Origin of the sequence: Geobacillus sp. WSUCF-018B (assembly GCF_002809985.1) — a bacterium.
Lineage (GTDB): Bacteria > Bacillota > Bacilli > Bacillales > Anoxybacillaceae > Geobacillus > Geobacillus thermophilus.
Genome location: NZ_PIJF01000010.1, coordinates 48201 through 64348, shown reverse-complemented (window position 1 = coordinate 64348; position 16148 = coordinate 48201). Strand labels below are relative to the sequence as shown.

Genomic DNA, 16148 nt, shown 5'->3' with positions numbered 1-16148 from the left:
ACGAAGGAGCGCTCAACGGTCTCGACCATGCGGTGGTGCTGCTCGCTTGGAAAGCCAATCAGCCGATGACATCGGAACATCTTCACTGCGTCTTGAGCACCGACCGGGAGCTAAGCGATGAAGACATCTTGCGCCACTATGCCCAACGCTGGTCGATCGAATGTTTTTTTCGACAAGCTCGTGGGCGTAACCACCATTGTAAGTTCCTTTAGTTGGCCTCATCGCCTATTGGGTCGAATTTTGTCTCGCAAATGAAAACAAATTGAAACGTTCATGGCGGCGAAAGTTTGTTAAAATGTATAGGATAGAAATAAAATTCGAAAACGTGCCATACAATGAACATGCATGGCAAATATACGAGTCAGGTGATCGACATGGGGTTTGAACAGCAACTTGTTCATAAAACATTTTATGAGACGCTTGTCGAGACGGGGGAACGCGACGTTGTCCGCGCGCTTGGCGAGATGTTTTTCGCGGCGCATCGGGATGGCGCGGATTTGTCGTCGATTCGCTTTGCCCAAGGGGAAGTGTATTTCCACTGCCACGACTATGAAGCGGCCATTTTTAAATGGGAACAAGTCCAGCGCGATGATTTGCGCCGTTGGGCGCAAAAAAACATCGCCGACAGCTGCTATGAGCTTGGCCGTCTCGAGCTGGCCGAGGAGCTGTACCGTTCGATTGAGACGGACAGCGAAACGTTGCAGGCAGAAATCATGTTGCGTCTGTTTTCGCTCTACCGTGAGCTGGGGGAAAATGCGAAAGCGGATGATATGATTAAGCGCGGGGTGTCGCGGTATCCGGATTATCCGAATATGACCGAATGGGCGCGCGCCTTTTTCGAGGAGCAAGGTGATTGGGAAAGCGCCGTTGAGCTTGCGTTAGGAGAGACGTTGCGGACATCGGCGCGCCGTTGGGTCGACATCTTGATCGGTTATGTGGAACAAGGGCATGCGAGAGTGATGGCGCCTGAGCGGTTTTCACGCTGCCTGGCGCTGCTGTATGAAACGGATCGGGTGAAATTTGAGCGGCTCGTGCAGGCGCTATGGAACGGGTATCGAGATGGCGACCTTTATTTTTCGTGGCTGGCGGAGTGGAATCGTCTCTATGAGGAATTAGAGATCCGTCGCGACTATGACTGGAAGAGAATCCCTGTTCTTTTAGCGGATGCGTATGCGGGATTGATGAAAGGTCCGTACCGATTAAAAGAGTTGGTGGAAGTGGCGCCGCCGCTTGTGAAAAGCTGGATGAGTTTAGCCGACGGTCCGGAGGCAGCGGCAGCGGCGGCTGCCTTGTTGGCGTGGAGCGAGAAATTTCCTGAGGCGTTTCAAGAAGAGACGATCAACGACGCCGCTAAGCGGCTCGTTCATGCGAAACGGCCCGTTCGGGAGACGGGTGTGTCGCTGTTTGACGAAATAGCCGATTGGGCGGAAGAACAGCGGGCGGGTTCGCACTTCCGCTTCCGCTGGGTCGTGCGGCAGTTGTCCGATTCGCGGACGCATTGCGTTTTGGTCGCTGGAGCGTCGCGCCATGAACGGTTGGCGTTTTTGCGGACGTTGGTCGGCGAGGCGGCGTTGGCGGCGCCATCTGCGCCGGTGCTGGCATGGAGAAACGGCGAGGAGCTGGAAGTGGCGAAAATCAGCGACGATCAGTTTACCGTTTTCTCGAGCATTGATGAATTTCAACAGGCGGCGGGAGGACGCGCCAACCGATTTCCTGATGATGTTGTCATTGAATGCGCGGCGCCGTTTTCACTCGTGCCGCAAGGGATTGTCTTGCTGGATATCGGGCCGCTCGGCGGGCGCGCTTCATTCGACCATGAAGCGTTCGTATCGTTTTCGCTCGCTGACAGCGTTCTTTTTCTTCTGAACGGTGAGGATCCGCTTTCCAGCGCTGATGAGCAGCTGTTGCTGCGGCTTCATGAGCGGGCGCCGCATGTGCCGATGTACGTGCTGCTTCCTCCGGGCGACGGGATGGTGGATGAAGAGGAGACGGCGCGAATGGTGGAGGAAGTGGAAGCGCACGTTCGTACGATCGTTCCGGAAGCCCGTGTCATCGTCTATTCCCCGCATGCGCCAAGCCGCAAGCAGCAGCAAGCCCTCATCGGCTTGCTGGAGGAGATGCGCCGATGCGTGTCTTCTATCCGCCGCGAGGAAGCGATTTTAACGACGACCGGCCGGTTCATCGCTCATTTGTTCCGGCAGCGGGCCGAGGCGGAAAGTCGATTGGCGGAGCTGGTCGTATGGAAAAAAGAAATGGCGGCCAAACTGAGCGGCGCCATTCATCAGCTTGGCGACCTGCAAGAGGAGAAAACGGCCAAAGCGGCCAAGTCATTCCACACCGTCTTGGCGGACATGCGGGGTGAGCTGACAAAGGCGATTCCCGATCTGTTGCGCAACATGGCGGAGCTGGTGGGCGAAAACAGCGATTTTTCCCGCTTGCCTCTTGAGCTGAACGACAAAGCGAATGAACGGCTTCGCGCTTATCTCAACGAAGAGGTGTTGCCAAAGCTGCGAGTTGCTATGGAACAGTGGATTGCAGCGGCGGAGGACGAATTCAATGAATGCCAGGTGTTTTTGCATGAAATGAGCGAAGGGTTTAACGCCATGTTTGGCGAAGAGCGGCTTATGCTCGAATGCGATTTTCGCATTGTGGCTGACTGGCGGCGTGACATCAGCCGGTTGACGAGCGGGGCGCAAATCGAGAAGCTGAACATTTTCCTCCGCCGGACGCCGGGTCAGCTGCTGTTGAAAGGAGCGGGCAAACTGCTCGGCGCCTTCGCGCAAAATAAGGCGATGCTGGCGCAAAAATATAAGCAGCTGATCGAAACGCAAGATTACATCGATGTGGCCGAAACGGCCGCTCGGCAGCTGCTGTTGCCGTTTGAATGGTTTGCGAAGTCGATTGAGCGCGACGTCACCCAGTTTTTCCAAGCGCCAGCGACGATGCTGCGGGAAACGCTAGAGCGGCTGGAGCTTGAAATTGCCGCCCAAGAAGGGGAATTGAAGCAGATGCGCACGAATCCCGAAGCGTATCGCGACCCGCTTGTCCTCTTTGGCATCCGTTTGCGGCAATGCGAACAGCTGGCGCAGGCGGCTGCGGCGACGATTCACGTGTAACCATCGGCTGATTGCCGGTGTTGGGCGGGCTCAAACGGACTTTTCACCGCAGGGCCTGCGCATGTGATCCGTTTGACGAAAAAAGAACGAAAACTGCGCCAAAACGGCCATCCCCCGGTCGACGCGAGGGAAATATGGAAAAAGGCTGTTGACAAAAGGGGCTCGCCCCGCTTTTGGCAACAGCCTTGTTTTCTTGCCCGAGCAACTGTGGAATGGAGGGTTATTGCAGCTCAAACGCCCAGTTGCCGCTGCGGAAAATCGGCTCGCGCTTCCCGTCTTTCGTCACGCCGTCAATGTTCAGATCAGCTGAGCCGATCATAAAGTCGACGTGGACGAGGCTGTCGTTGACGCCGCGGCGGTCAAGCTCCTCTTTGGAAAGAGAGGCGCCGTTTTCGATATTGGTCGGATACGCCTTGCCGAGCGCCAAATGGCAAGCGGCGTTTTCATCAAACAGCGTGTTGTAAAAAATGAGATTGGACAGCGACACCGGCGATTGGTGCGGCACGAGGGCGACTTCCCCGAGGCGGCGCGCGCCGTCATCGGTGTCAAGCAAGTGCTTAAGCGTCTCATATCCTTGTTCGGCGCTGAAGTCGACGACTTGACCGTCTTTGAACGTGAGCGTAAACCGATCGATCACGTTGCCGTTGTAATTGAGCGGCTTCGTGTTGCGCACTGTGCCGTTGACGCCGTCTTTATGCGGCATGGTAAACACTTCTTCGGTCGGAATGTTCGGATTGAAGCGCACGCCGCTTTGACTCGTCGCCGCGCCGCCGTGCCAGACGTGCCCGTCGACGAGCTCGACTGTGAGATTGGTGCCTGGCGCTTCATAAACGAGTTGTTTGTATTGCTTGTTGTTTAAGTAATCGACGATGCGGGCGAGCCGGTCGTTATGTTCGCGCCAGGCAGCGATCGGATCGTCATGATCGATGCGGGTGATGCGGAAAATCGCTTCCCATAATTTGTCGATGGCTTCTTCATCGCGCAGATCGCCAAATACTTTTTGCGCCCACGCCGGTGTGGGGACGGAAATGAGCGACCAGCAGTTCCGGTCGGCCATAATGGCGCTCCGATAGTTGGCGAGCGCTTGCGCCGCTGTTTTATTGGCGGTCGCGATCCGCTTTGGATCGACGTCTTTTAACAAGTCCGGATTCGGGGCGTAAATGGATAAAAAGGCAGCGCCTTGTTCGGCGAGTTCTTCCATCGCTCTTGCCCGCCACATCGGATATTCGGAAAACGCTTCCTCTGGGGCGTGGTGAAATTTAATGTATGTAAGCGCCTCGTCGTTCCACTCGACATACACATGCTTTGCCCCGGTTTCGTACGCCGTTTTGGCGATTTTGCGGACGAGCGGCGCCGCCTCGAGCGGGGCGTTGACGAACAGCGTCTGCCCGGGCTGAATGTTCACCCCGACTTTCACCGCCAGTTCGGCGTATTTGTCCAATTCCTTCTCCCAACGGTTCATCTTGTTCACTCCTTTTTTTGGATTCATCTCCACTTTATTATAATTCCCACCGCCTTGCAACTTAGGGAACTTTACATGTGGACGCTGTCCGGACGAGAGCGAAACGTTCCGATGTAGGACGCGCCTCATGTTGGAATAACAGGATGGGTTGACACATAACGGTGTTGCCGCACATGGTGCTCGATTTATTGCCGCCGTGGCTCGCGGGAGTGCTTTTGTCCGGCATTTTGGCCGCCATCGTGACAACGGCCGATTCGCAGCTGCTCGTGATCACGAGCTCCATCAGCGAAGATATTGTCCGCCGCTCGCTGCGCCTTCGCCTGTCGGAAAAACAGCTTGTCGCGCTTTCTCGGGCGGTGGTGGTCGTTGCCGGGCTGCTTGGCTTGGTGTTGGCGATGACATCCGAGTCGCTTGTGTATTTTATTGTCAGCTGGGCATGGGCAGGGATCGGCTGCACGTTGTCGCCGGCGATTTTGCTCTCTTTCTTCTGGAAGCGGTATTCCGGCATCGGCGTCATCGCGACGATTGTGGCCGGTTTTGTCAGCACGGTCATTTGGATTTCCTCTCCGCTTGAGGCCATCGTTAGCTCGCGGTTTGCGACATTTGCCATTGCGCTGGCGGCCGGGGTGCTGTTTAGCCTGTTGTTCCCTGACCGGCAGCGGACGATGTAACCGATAACGTCAGTACATGAACATGAGGGTGTCCCGAAAGAAGCGGGGCACCCTTTCTGATTGTTGCGTATCTGCACTGAACGCTTGACGATATCTCGCTTCTTTTGAGAAAAGGAGGAGGTTCATCCACGAGCGGGACAGGCGATTTCCATCCGGTTGCGCCCGTTTTGTTTGGCTCGATAAAGCGCCTGATCGGCAAGGGAAAGAACGGTTTCCGCGCTCTCGTTTGGTTGCGGGACGGCGACGGCGGCTCCGACGCTGACTGTGACGACACAAGCAGCGGGCGAGGAACCGTGCGGAATGGCGAGCCGCTCGACGTTTGCCCGCACCGCCTCAGCGGCAGCCGCTGCTTCGGACGGCGAAGTGTGCGGCAAAATGACGGCAAATTCCTCCCCCCCATAGCGCGCTGCCGTCCCGCCGTATTGCTTGGCTGTTTGTTCAAGCGGCAAGGCGACTTTGCGCAAACAGTCGTCTCCGCATTGATGGCCGTACGTGTCGTTGAACCGTTTGAACGAATGCGGGCGTCGGCATCAGTCACCATAATCCCTTGGCTCGTATGTTCGACAATTTGCTCGTACAAGTGATCCATTTGTCTTAGTAGCATGTTCTTTCTTTTCCCCTCCATTGAATCGTTCCTTTTCTCTAAAAATTAACATTGTTTATTTTATTTTCCGGTATGAGAGGCAAGACGCCAATCCTTTTTCCTGTGAGGAAAGGCCTACTGCGATGAAACGAATCTTGCATTCATCATTCCGTCATAACTTTTTGAAGATATTGTGAAATAGTGAGCAACTCTGCGCCGCCAGGCGAAAAAACGATTAAGATAAAAGTGTAAAGAACATCTTCTAAAACGAAAGGGGAGAAATACGATGGTTGTCAAATGGTTGCGCGAACACGTCACAGCGTCGGCGTTGATGGTGGTGTTAAGGTTGTATTTAGGGTATGAATGGATGATGGCGGGGTGGGAAAAAATCACGCAAGGGTTTGACGCCACCGGATTTTTAAAAGGAGCGTTGGCGAAGGCCACGGGCGAACACCCGGCCGTGCAAAGCTGGTGGGCGGGCTTTATCGAAAACGTAGCGCTGCCGAATGTCGGATTGTTCAACTTCCTCGTGCCATGGGGGGAATTTCTCGTCGGGATCGCGCTCATTCTCGGATTGTTTACGACTTTTGCCGCACTCATGGGAGCTGTCATGAACTTCGCCTTCATGTTCTCGGGCACGACGAGCACGAACCCGCAAATGGTGCTGCTCACCGTCTTCATCCTCGTCGCCGGAGCCAATGCGGGACGATACGGTTTGGACCGGTGGGTGTTGCCATATCTCCGTCACTGGTGGACGGATAAAACGCATCGTCCACACCGACCGGCGGCAACGCATCAATGACCGCCATCAAGCCGCGTGCGCTGCTTCAGGCTTCCTCCTTTTCCGAACGGCCGCTCCTTCTCCAATGTGGAAGGGGGCGGCCGTTTGCCGCGTCGGAGAAAATAGTTTGGCTGTTCGAGAAAGGAAATTGATGAATGACGGCGAAATGATATGCATATAGATGAAGCAGGAGGCATGAACAAGTGTTTGAAAGCGTTTTCTACCAAGGGACATACTAACCGTTCAGTATTTTTAATAAGGGATGGTGAAACGGATGAACAAAACACGCCCGTATTGGCCGAGCGGATTGCCGAAGAAGCTCCGCTATGTGCTCGGCGAACAGCCGCTCTATCATTATTTGCGCCATCGCGGCGAACGCGAGGAAAACGAGCCGGCGTACATCTTCTACAACAAGGTGGTCACTTGGGGAACATTGCTGGATCACGTCCGCCGTTTTGCCCGCTATTTGCAGGAAAAAGGGGTGAGGAAAGGGAGCTATGTCGCCTTGTACATGCAAAACTGTCCGCAATACATCATCGCCCACTTCGCCATCCAGCAGTTAGGCGGCGTCGTCGTCCCGCTCAACCCGATGTACCGGGAATCGGAGCTCGCCTATTTTTTCGCTGAAGTGCCGCTTGTCGGCATCATCGCCGGAGAGGAAGGAGTGCCGCGCGTTCGACAAGCCGAACAACAAACAGCGCCTCTGTCGTTTATCGTAACGTGCCACTACGGCGATTACGCCGATCCGGCAGGGGGCATCCCGCTTTGCGCCGAGCTTGTGCAACCGAAAGAGGCGATGAGCGCCGCGGACGATTTTGCGGCCATCATCGCCGCCTATCCGCCGCTTGATGAGACCGCTTCTATTGACTTATGGAACGATGTCGGGTTGATCATTTTTACATCGGGTACGACCGGTCGGCCGAAAGGAGCGATGCTCACCTATGGCAATGCGCTATTTAAGACGGCCGCATCCGCCCAGGCGAACCGGCTGACGGAAAAACGCGAACAGCTTATGGCCCATTCCCCGCTTTGCCATATTGCCGGCATGGTGATGGGACTGAATACGCCGGTGTACACGGGACATCCATGCGTGCTGTTTACCCGCTTTGATCCGATGGCGACGATCAAAGCCATCGAAACGTACAAAGTCACGGCATGGTACAGCATCGCGCCGATGAATGCGGCCATTTTGCAAGTGCTGTCAACCACCTCTGCCGACTTGTCGAGTTTAAAACGCAACTTGGCGACGAGCTTCGGACTGCCGGTGACGAAAGACCTTGCCGAGCGGTGGGCGGAAGCGACCGGCGGCTGCCTGTTGTACGAAGCCGCCTACGGGCTGAGCGAGACGCATACGTGTGACACGTTTATGCCGGATGACCGTGTGAAATTTGGCTCGTGCGGCATCCCGACGTATGAGACGGACATTCGCATCATCGATCCGGAAACGAAACGGGAGCTTGGGCCCGGACAGTCGGGGGAAATTGTCGTGAAAAATCCAGGTGTCTTTAAAGGCTACTTTCGCCGTGATGACGCGACGAGCGAGACGCTGAAAGATGGGTGGGTGTACACTGGCGATATCGGGTATGTCGATGAAGACGGCTATTTGTATTTCCAAGGGCGGTTGAAAGAAATGATTAAAGTGTCCGGCTACAGCGTCTTTCCGGAAGACGTCGAGGCACTGTTGAACGAACATCCGGCCGTCAAGCAATGTGCGGTCATCGGCGTGCCTGACCCGATGAAAGGGGAAGTGCCGAAAGCGTTTGTCGTTCTCCATGATTCGTACAAAGGAAGGGTGGCGCCGTCTGACTTGATCGAATGGGCGAAAACGCATATGGCGGCGTTCAAATATCCGCGCTATATCGAGTTCATCGATGAACTGCCGGCGACGCCGTCAGGCAAAGTATTGCGAAAGCTGCTTCCGAGGGAATAACATCGCGGCGGGGTTTTGGCGCGGGCCGCCCCGCCTTTTTCTGGAAAAGGGGGATCACGATGAAACATTTGCGGCAATTAACAGACGAATTGATGGCGAAAAAGGCGCGCGCTGCGCTGGGCGGCGGCGAGGAAAAGATCGCCAAGCAGCACGAGAAAGGGCTGCTGACGGCTAGAGAGCGGATCGACCTGCTTGTCGATGCCGAAACGTTTATCGAGTTCGGACAGCTGAACACATCCGACCAGCCCGGCTTGGAAGAAACGACGTACGGAGACGGGCTTGTCGCCGGCATCGGCAAAGTGAATGGCCGCTCGGCGGTCATCATCGCCGGGGATAAAACGGTGCTCGCGGGAACGGAGGGGAGCGTTCATTTGCGCAAGTCGCGGCAGATGCATGCACTGGCTGTGCGCAATGGCTTGCCGATGTTTTTCCTCCATGAAGGCGGCGGGCTGCGCATGCCGGATGGAATGGGGGCGGACGGGATCAGCGACAAATTGTTTCCGCGCGAGCTGCTCACCCACCACCGGCAAGTGCCGACGATGGCGGCGATTTTGGGGGACAGCTACGGCGGTCCGACATGGACGGCGGTCAGCTGCGACTTTGTCACGCAGCTGAAGGGGACATGCATGGCGATCGCCGGGCCGCGCATGCTCGAGCTGGCAAACGGGCAGCGCGTTTCTCCAGAAGAGCTTGGGGGCGTAGACATTCATTACCAGTATACAGGGCAAATTGACGCCGATGGCGAGACAGAGGCAGAATGCATCGAGCAACTGAAACGATTTTTTTCATACATGCCGCAAAATGCGAACGAGCGGCCGCCGATGCGGAAGACGGACGATGACCCATACCGGATGGTTGAGGAAGTGTTTTCAATTTTGCCGGACAAACGTAGCCGCGTCTATGATATGCGAAACATCATCGCCTGCCTTGTTGATGAAGGGGACTATTTTGAGTACCAGAAACAATTCGGCAAGGCGCTGATCGCCGCTTTGGCGCATTTAAACGGCCATGTCGTCGGCATCATCGCCAATCAGCCCAACCAATATGCAGGAGCGCCCGGGCCGCAGGAATGCCAAAAGGCGACGGAATTCATTTGCTTGTGCGACTCGTATCATATTCCACTCATCTTTTTGCATGACACGCCGGGGTTTCGCATCAGCGTGGAGGCGGAAAAAGCGAAAATGGCGACGAAAATTATGGTGTGGAATCAGGCGCTTGCTCTATCAACCGTCCCGAAAATTTCGGTTGTCATCCGCAAAAGCATTGGCGCGGCGTACGGCAATATGTGCGGACCGGGGATGGGGGCGGATGTTGTTGTCGCCTGGCCGAGCGCGGAAATCAATTTCACCGGTCCGGAAGTCGGCGTCAACGTCGTATACGGCCGCGAGCTTGAACGCGCCGACAACCCGCATGAGCGGCGTCAGGAGCTGCTCAAGCAGTGGTCGTTTGACAGCTCGCCGTATGGGGCGGCGCGCAAACATTTGATCGACGATGTCATCCATCCGGCGGAGACGAGAAAATTCCTTTGCCAGACACTTGAATATTTGCTTACATCCAAGCGCGAAAAAAGCGAGCGGCTGCTCGCCGCTTGGCCGACGGGGTTTTAATGGAAGTTAATGGGGAATCCCCCTCTGCCAGTGGTGGAGGGGGCTGTGCTTGGCTATTTCTCTTCCATGGAGGGGGAGCAGCCGCCCATCGCATGTGAGATATGAAAAGTCGGAACATACATTGACAATTCAATGGAAATGGAATATTCTTTAATTAGAAAGATGTCTAAATATCGAATGTTTTTGTCTGTATTTAGATAATTTTCTAAATGCCTAACTATAGACCGGCATGAAAAGTCGGTTGCATGCGCCGCACGCGAAGCTGTGATAAACGAAAGATGCCCCTTTAGAGGTTTATCCAACGAAAACTCGTTTGCAAGGTGGGATCGCTATTGTCATTCAACGAAGCGTTTAAAGCGATCGCCGATCCGACGCGGCGGAAAATTTTATCCTTGTTGCGGAACGGGGAGTTGACAGCAGGGGAGATCGCTTCGCATTTTGATATGCAAAAACCGAGCGTCTCGCATCACTTGAAAATTCTCAAACAGGCTGATTTGGTGCAAGACCGGCGTGAGGGACAGCATATCTACTACTCTCTGAACACGACGGTGTTTCAAGATTTGCTGCGCTGGTTTTACGATTTTGTCGAAAGGGGAGAGAAACATGTGGAAGAGTAATCGGCTTGCGATCATGCTTACAGTTTTCGCCTATGTCATCAGTCTGGCTGCCATTCCTTATTTGCCGGATCAAGTGGCCATTCACTGGAACGCAGCGGGTGAAGCCGACGGCTTCAGCAACAAATGGTTGGGTGCCTTCCTTCCCCCCTTATTGATGACACTTCTCATCATGTTGATGGGAGTGTTGCCGAAGTTTGACCCGAAAAAAGAAAGTTACGGCCGTTTTCAAAAAAGCTATCGCATTGTCAACGCGGCGCTCGCCTTCTTTTTCTTGCTCCTGCATATCGCAACATTGGCGTACAATCTCGGAGTTCCGGTCGATGTTGGACGGCTTGTGCCGATTGGTGTCGGAGTGCTGTTCATCGTGTTGGGAAACTACATGCCGAAAATCAAACCGAATTATTTTATCGGCATCCGCACGCCGTGGACGTTGGAAAGCGAGGCCGTTTGGAACAAAACGCACCGCCTTGGCGGCAAGGTGTTTATCGCGATGGGGATTTTGTCGATGCTCACCGCGTTTTGGCGCGGAGAGATGAGGGCTGTTTTGTTTCTCGTCATCATCGTTGTCGGCAATTTGTATCTCATCGTTCAATCGTTTCTTTATGAGCAGCAAGAACAGCGCAACCGTTCATAAATAAGCGGCAGGGGGGAGAGGGACGTGGGAATGATCGGTGCGGCTGTACAGCTTGCCATTTCATTGTTTGTTCCAGTTGGTCTCGCATGGTACGGGAGAAAAAAAGGATGGCTTTCATGGAAAGCGCTCGGCGTCGGGGCTGTTGTGTTTCTCGTTTTCTCACAAGTATTGGAAAAAGCGCTGCACATCGCTGTGCTCGAACCGGGCCGGCCAGCGTTAAAAGGAACAGACAGCGTTTGGCTCTTTGTCCTGTACGCCGCGCTTGCCGCTGGCGTGTTTGAAGAACTTGGCCGCTATGTCGGGTTTCGCTGGCTGTTAAAACAAAAACGCGCATATGGCGATGGGCTGTCATTCGGCCTTGGCCATGGCGGGGCGGAAGCGGTGTTGCTCGGGGTGTTGGGCGCCGTCAACGTCATGGTGCTTTCCATCCTCATCCAGTCCGGAGCGTTCGACAAAACGATCGCCCCGTCGCTTCCGGCAGAGCAGGCGGAGCTGATCAAGGAACAAGTGCTGCACACGCCGTTGGCGATGTACGTGTTAGGGGGTCTGGAGCGGCTGTTTGCCTTGGCGGTGCACACGGCGCTGTCGCTCCTCGTTTTGCTCGGCGTGCGCCAGCGGCAGTTCCGTTATGTCCTGTACGCGATTTTGCTTCACACGGCGATGGACGTCTTGCCCGCGCTTTATCAAGCGAAAGTGGTCAAAAACATTTGGGTGGTCGAGGGAGTGCTGCTCATTTGGGCGGTTGCTGCGGTTTCGTTCATCCGCCGGATCAAACCGGCATTCGGACAGGGGGGAGAGGAACGATGATTCGTGTAAAACGGCTTGACCATGTGCAAATTTGCATTCCGTTTGGCGCCGAAGACGAAGCGCGCGCCTTTTACACCGGTGTGCTTGGTTTTCAAGAAATCGAAAAGCCGGAATCGCTGAAAGGAAACGGTGGACTTTGGTACAAAGTCGGCGATATCGAGCTCCATATCGGAGCAGAAAACCGCGACGGCTACAACAGCAAAAGCCACCCGGCGTTTGAAGTGGAAGATGTCGAAGCCGCGCGCCGCTATTTGGAATCGCAAGGCGTCGCGACGCAAGACGAAAAACCGATCCCAGGGGTGAAGCGGTTTTCGTTTCGCGATCCGTTCCGCAACCGGATCGAGCTGTTGGAAAAAATAAGGTAAAATAGTGTTTGAGGCGAGAAGGGCCGCTTTCTCCTTCGCTATCGTAAACCCGTCTCATTCGGGGCATGCTAGGGATGAAGGAGGGGAGGGCGATGAAACGGAAACCGGACAACCAACGCGCCGGGCATCCGGCCCGCGCCGCCGACACACGGACGGCAGGCCGGACAGCGATGAAGGAACAAACGGTGCAAGAGGCCTACAAAGAGCGGGAAGAGCTGACGGCCGATTCAATCAAAAAGCGGGAGAAAGGGCGATTCCTTTCTCTCGCTTTTTTCGTTACGAATGCTCTTCTAAGCTGGCGACCGGCACGCTTTGTTTTTGATTCGGGTTGTCAAGCGGGTGAATCGTGGCTACGCCTTTTTGTTGGTCGACATGCTCAATGTAAATGCGCTGGCCGTTGTACGTGACGTTTGCCATCACCGGCGACGACGCGATTTCTTGCGCCCGACGGACATCCATCTGAAACACCTCCTTATTTGCCGATAACACGCATAGTATGACATGTTTGCGATTGAACTATGCATGTGGCTGAGATCGGAAAGAATAATTTCCAAAACAATGTGCTAAATAATCAATTAACAAAACCGATCATCTTTTCCTAGCCGATTCACACGTTTTAATGTAAACTATTTTTTATAAATAGTTTACATATAAGGGGGATGGGGATGAAAACCGAACTAACCGCCCAACTGCTCGAATGGGAACAAAAAGCGCAAAAACGCCAGCTGCGCCGGGCAGAGGCGTCAGGCGCTTCGGTCATGTTGGACGGAAAGCCGATGTTGAATTTAGCGTCCAATAATTATTTAGGGTTAGCGGATGATAGGCGGCTGATTGAGGCGGGCTGTGAGGCGTTGCGGGCCTATGGAGCCGGAGCGGGCGCATCGCGGCTCATCGTTGGGAATCACCCGCTCTATGAGCGGGCGGAAGCCGCATTGAAACAATGGAAAAAGGCAGAGGCGGCTCTTATTTTCAACAGCGGCTACACGGCCAACATCGGCGTGTTGACAGCTTTAATTGGCCGCGATGATCTTGTCTTTAGCGATGAGTGGAACCATGCGAGTTTAATTGATGGCATCCGCTTGAGCAAAGCCGCCTGTTTCCGCTATCGTCATAACGACATGAATCAGCTGGAGTCATTGTTGAAGCAATCTCCGCCCGCGAAGCGGAAATGGATCGTCACCGATGCCGTCTTCAGCATGGACGGCGATATGGCGCCACTCGAGGAGCTGGTTGAGTTGAAGCGGCGTTACCGTGCCGTTTTGCTCGTTGACGAAGCGCACAGCGGCGGCGTGTTCGGACCAAACGGTGAAGGGCTGCTTCACCATTTCGGGCTTGAGAAGGAAGAGGATGTGATCGCCATCGGCACCTTCAGCAAAGCCCTCGGCAGCTTCGGCGCGTATGTAACGGGAGAGCCGTGGCTGGTCGACTATTTGATCAACAGCGCCCGCAGCTTCATTTTTACAACCGCCTTGCCGCCATCGGTCCTTGCCGCCAATGAAGCGGCTATTCATATCGTTCAATCCGAGCCGGAGCGGCGCGAGCGGCTGCACGCCCTAAGCGAAAGATTCCGCACCAAGCTGAAGCGGCTTGGGTTTGACACCGGCGGCAGCGAGACGCCGATCGTTCCCGTGATCGTCGGTCCGAACGACCGAGCCGTGGCCATGAGCGAGCAGCTGCAAGAAGCTGGCATCGCGGCCGTCGCCATCCGGCCGCCGACCGTCCCTGAGGGAACGGCGCGCATTCGCTTTTCCATCACCGCCGCGATGACGGAAGAAGACATTGATATGGCGGTTGACCGTATCGCTTGGGCAGGAAGGCAGATTGGATTGATTTCATAGGGAAAAACGGCGTCACGAGGAGGAAACGCGTGAGAGAACAAAAAACCAGCCGGACGTTTTTTCGGCTGGTTTCCTTCGATCGGGATGACAGGATTTGAACCTGCGACCCCACGCACCCCATGCGTGTGCTCTACCAAGCTGAGCTACATCCCGAAATGGTTTGTCAGACATACTTCATTATACAAGAAAAACGGGATAAGATCAATGGCTAATTTTTCAGGAAACCGGAAGAAGGATGCCGTTGTCGGCATCCCCGATGTTAACAAAAAAGAAGGCTTCGTCTGTCAGGGCTGTGCCGCCGAATGAGGTTATGCCATCGATGAAACAATTCGCTCCAATTGTTTGCGAATATCGCCGCGGCATGCTCCGCCGTGGTAACAGACGACCGTTTCGATGTCAAAATCAAGCAATTTTCGGACAGAGCGCATGGCTTCGTCCATATCGGGCGTGAAGGCCGGATTCGGCCCGTAAAGCCGCCCTTCTTCGGCGGTGAGGGCGTCGCCGGCGATCAACAGGCGGTGTTTCGGCAATTAAACACCTTGGAAAACGAGCGCGGTGTCAATCGTTCCGATAACAGAATCGAACGTTTCTCCGCAGGCGATGATCGTCTCGGCGTATCGATCATGTTCGAGTGTGCACTGATGGATCGTTTTGTTGTATGGGTCGGCGATCCAGTATTCTTCCACTCCGTAGGCGCAGTACAAATCTTTTTTCAGTGTCACATCGATTTTGTAGGTTGACGGGCTGACCACCTCGATGACGATGAGCGGCCGCCCCTTATAGCCGCCGATGATTTTTTCCGGCCGTTCGCAATAGACGGCGACATCCGGCTGGATAAACTCGTTCATCACGTTTCCGTTCTTCTCGAGTTTCACGGACAAGTTGGAAATCGGTTGACATGGGCTTTTTCCTTTGATCACGGAAACAAGATTGTCGCAAACGATTTGATGTTCCCATGACGGGGATGTGGGCATGTTGATGGCTTCTTGCACGCTCCTCACCTCTTTTTCATTTCTTTTTCATTATACTTGAAACCGGTCTCCCTTGCCTACAACGGGTTGTTGAGAAAAAGAAAACGCTAGGTTGCCAGGCGGTATTCAAGTATACTATAAAGAAAACGGGAAAGGAGGACGTTTTCATGCCGGTGCCGGAAAAAGGGCAGCCGTTTACTTATGCGCAATACATGATGTTTGACGAAGATGTACGCTATGAGGTTATTGATGGCCAAGTCTTCAACATGTTCCCCGCTCCGACGCCGAAACATCAGGCCGTGCAACGTGAATTGTTGGTGGAATTTGCGGCATATTTGCGGGGGAAAGAATGCACCGTATTTGGTGCTCCGATCGACGTTTGTTTGGCGGATCGGGATGATCCGGAACAAATTCGCGAATGGGTTGAGCCGGATCTTGTCGTTGTCTGCGACAAAAGCAAAATTCGCGAAAAACGAATTGTTGGCGTGCCGGATCTCGTTGTGGAGATTATTTCAAAATCGACGGTGCGCAAGGACAAAATTGTCAAATTTCACCGTTACGAGCGGGCAGGGGTGAAAGAATATTGGATTGTCGATCCGGTGAATGAGACGATTGATGTCTATGTGCTCGAAGAAGGGAGATTCCGCCATCAAGGAATGTACGTCCGCGATGATACGATTCCTGTCCGCATGTTTCCCGGATTTGCGATCGAATTGAAAAACGTATTTGCCGAAGAAGAATAAGAAAAACGGCTGCTGTTCAAACC

The 16148-nt window shown here is 54.3% G+C and carries 14 protein-coding genes, 1 tRNA gene and 3 pseudogenes; 12 read left to right on the top strand and 6 right to left on the bottom strand.

Annotated elements, in window-relative coordinates; translation table 11 throughout:
* Together CV944_RS05035 and CV944_RS05030 are read left to right on the top strand one after the other, a co-directional pair.
* Positions 1–182: pseudogene (locus tag CV944_RS05035) on the top strand (IS701 family transposase); the annotation flags it as partial.
* Between the two features lie 153 nt (positions 183–335).
* Positions 336–3116, top strand: coding sequence for a tetratricopeptide repeat protein (locus CV944_RS05030; RefSeq protein WP_100663920.1), 2781 nt, complete (start codon positions 336–338; stop codon positions 3114–3116).
* A gap of 220 nt (positions 3117–3336) precedes the next feature.
* On the opposite strand, the gene CV944_RS05025 is transcribed toward CV944_RS05030, so the two are convergent.
* Positions 3337–4578 carry an aminopeptidase gene (locus CV944_RS05025; RefSeq protein WP_033009718.1) on the bottom strand — a complete coding sequence of 414 codons (1242 nt, stop codon included), beginning with the start codon at positions 4576–4578 and terminating at the stop codon, positions 3337–3339.
* Between the two features lie 158 nt (positions 4579–4736).
* Between CV944_RS05025 and CV944_RS05020 the strand changes: the two are divergent.
* A pseudogene (locus CV944_RS05020) lies at positions 4737–5249 on the top strand (sodium:solute symporter family transporter); the annotation flags it as partial.
* A 122-nt stretch (positions 5250–5371) separates the two neighbouring features.
* On the opposite strand, the pseudogene CV944_RS05015 reads toward CV944_RS05020, so the two are convergent.
* Positions 5372–5752 (bottom strand): annotated as a pseudogene (locus tag CV944_RS05015) (diguanylate cyclase); the annotation flags it as partial.
* Between the two features lie 366 nt (positions 5753–6118).
* Here CV944_RS05015 and CV944_RS05010 point away from each other — a divergent pair.
* The 7 genes from CV944_RS05010 (at position 6119) to CV944_RS04980 (ending at position 12573) form a co-directional block, all read left to right on the top strand.
* Entirely contained in the window at positions 6119–6634 is a 516-nt protein-coding gene (locus tag CV944_RS05010) for a DoxX family protein (protein WP_033009714.1), read from the top strand.
* A 253-nt stretch (positions 6635–6887) separates the two neighbouring features.
* Entirely contained in the window at positions 6888–8543 is a 1656-nt protein-coding gene (locus CV944_RS05005) for an AMP-binding protein (RefSeq protein ID WP_100663922.1), read from the top strand.
* Between the two features lie 59 nt (positions 8544–8602).
* Entirely contained in the window at positions 8603–10150 is a 1548-nt protein-coding gene (locus tag CV944_RS05000) for an acyl-CoA carboxylase subunit beta (protein ID WP_033009713.1), read from the top strand.
* 332 nt (positions 10151–10482) lie between these two features.
* On the top strand, positions 10483–10767 hold the full coding sequence (locus tag CV944_RS04995; RefSeq protein WP_015375228.1) for an autorepressor SdpR family transcription factor: 285 nt from the start codon (positions 10483–10485) through the stop codon (positions 10765–10767).
* On the top strand, positions 10754–11401 hold the full coding sequence (locus tag CV944_RS04990) for an SdpI family protein (protein WP_015375227.1): 648 nt from the start codon (positions 10754–10756) through the stop codon (positions 11399–11401). The genes CV944_RS04995 and CV944_RS04990 overlap by 14 nt, the downstream gene beginning before the upstream one ends.
* Positions 11402–11425: 24 nt before the next feature.
* Positions 11426–12208: a YhfC family intramembrane metalloprotease gene (locus CV944_RS04985; protein WP_100663919.1), complete on the top strand. Its 783-nt coding sequence runs from the start codon at positions 11426–11428 to the stop codon at positions 12206–12208.
* On the top strand, positions 12205–12573 hold the full coding sequence (locus tag CV944_RS04980; RefSeq protein ID WP_100663918.1) for a VOC family protein: 369 nt from the start codon (positions 12205–12207) through the stop codon (positions 12571–12573). The genes CV944_RS04985 and CV944_RS04980 overlap by 4 nt, the downstream gene beginning before the upstream one ends.
* A gap of 276 nt (positions 12574–12849) precedes the next feature.
* On the opposite strand, the gene CV944_RS04975 is transcribed toward CV944_RS04980, so the two are convergent.
* Positions 12850–13032, bottom strand: a complete 183-nt coding sequence (locus CV944_RS04975; protein WP_011231614.1) for a small acid-soluble spore protein H — start codon at positions 13030–13032, stop codon at positions 12850–12852.
* A gap of 206 nt (positions 13033–13238) precedes the next feature.
* On the opposite strand from CV944_RS04975, the gene bioF reads away from it, so the two are divergent.
* Positions 13239–14411, top strand: a complete 1173-nt coding sequence (bioF, locus tag CV944_RS04970) for an 8-amino-7-oxononanoate synthase (protein ID WP_100663917.1) — start codon at positions 13239–13241, stop codon at positions 14409–14411.
* A 79-nt stretch (positions 14412–14490) separates the two neighbouring features.
* Here the strand turns inward: bioF and CV944_RS04965 are convergent.
* From CV944_RS04965 to CV944_RS04955, 3 genes are all read right to left on the bottom strand, one after another.
* A tRNA-Pro gene (locus tag CV944_RS04965) sits at positions 14491–14564 on the bottom strand.
* 155 nt (positions 14565–14719) lie between these two features.
* Positions 14720–14941 carry an MBL fold metallo-hydrolase gene (locus tag CV944_RS04960; protein ID WP_100663916.1) on the bottom strand — a complete coding sequence of 74 codons (222 nt, stop codon included), beginning with the start codon at positions 14939–14941 and terminating at the stop codon, positions 14720–14722.
* Positions 14942–15403, bottom strand: coding sequence for a Uma2 family endonuclease (locus CV944_RS04955; protein ID WP_100663915.1), 462 nt, complete (start codon positions 15401–15403; stop codon positions 14942–14944).
* Between the two features lie 146 nt (positions 15404–15549).
* On the opposite strand from CV944_RS04955, the gene CV944_RS04950 reads away from it, so the two are divergent.
* Entirely contained in the window at positions 15550–16125 is a 576-nt protein-coding gene (locus CV944_RS04950) for a Uma2 family endonuclease (protein WP_100663914.1), read from the top strand.
* Positions 16126–16148 lie beyond the last annotated feature (23 nt).

Excerpts from the sequence above, each read along its gene's own strand:
- CV944_RS05030 (WP_100663920.1), top strand. The coding sequence starts at position 336 with ATGAACATGCATGGCAAATATACGAGTCAGGTGATCGACATGGGGTTT.
- CV944_RS05010 (WP_033009714.1), top strand. The coding sequence starts at position 6,119 with ATGGTTGTCAAATGGTTGCGCGAACACGTCACAGCGTCGGCGTTGATG.
- CV944_RS04980 (WP_100663918.1), top strand. The coding sequence starts at position 12,205 with ATGATTCGTGTAAAACGGCTTGACCATGTGCAAATTTGCATTCCGTTT.
- CV944_RS04990 (WP_015375227.1), top strand. The coding sequence starts at position 10,754 with ATGTGGAAGAGTAATCGGCTTGCGATCATGCTTACAGTTTTCGCCTAT.
- CV944_RS05025 (WP_033009718.1), bottom strand. The coding sequence starts at position 4,578 with ATGAACCGTTGGGAGAAGGAATTGGACAAATACGCCGAACTGGCGGTG.
- CV944_RS05000 (WP_033009713.1), top strand. The coding sequence starts at position 8,603 with ATGAAACATTTGCGGCAATTAACAGACGAATTGATGGCGAAAAAGGCG.
- bioF (WP_100663917.1), top strand. The coding sequence starts at position 13,239 with ATGAAAACCGAACTAACCGCCCAACTGCTCGAATGGGAACAAAAAGCG.
- CV944_RS05005 (WP_100663922.1), top strand. The coding sequence starts at position 6,888 with ATGAACAAAACACGCCCGTATTGGCCGAGCGGATTGCCGAAGAAGCTC.
- CV944_RS04950 (WP_100663914.1), top strand. The coding sequence starts at position 15,550 with ATGCCGGTGCCGGAAAAAGGGCAGCCGTTTACTTATGCGCAATACATG.
- CV944_RS04975 (WP_011231614.1), bottom strand. The coding sequence starts at position 13,032 with ATGGATGTCCGTCGGGCGCAAGAAATCGCGTCGTCGCCGGTGATGGCA.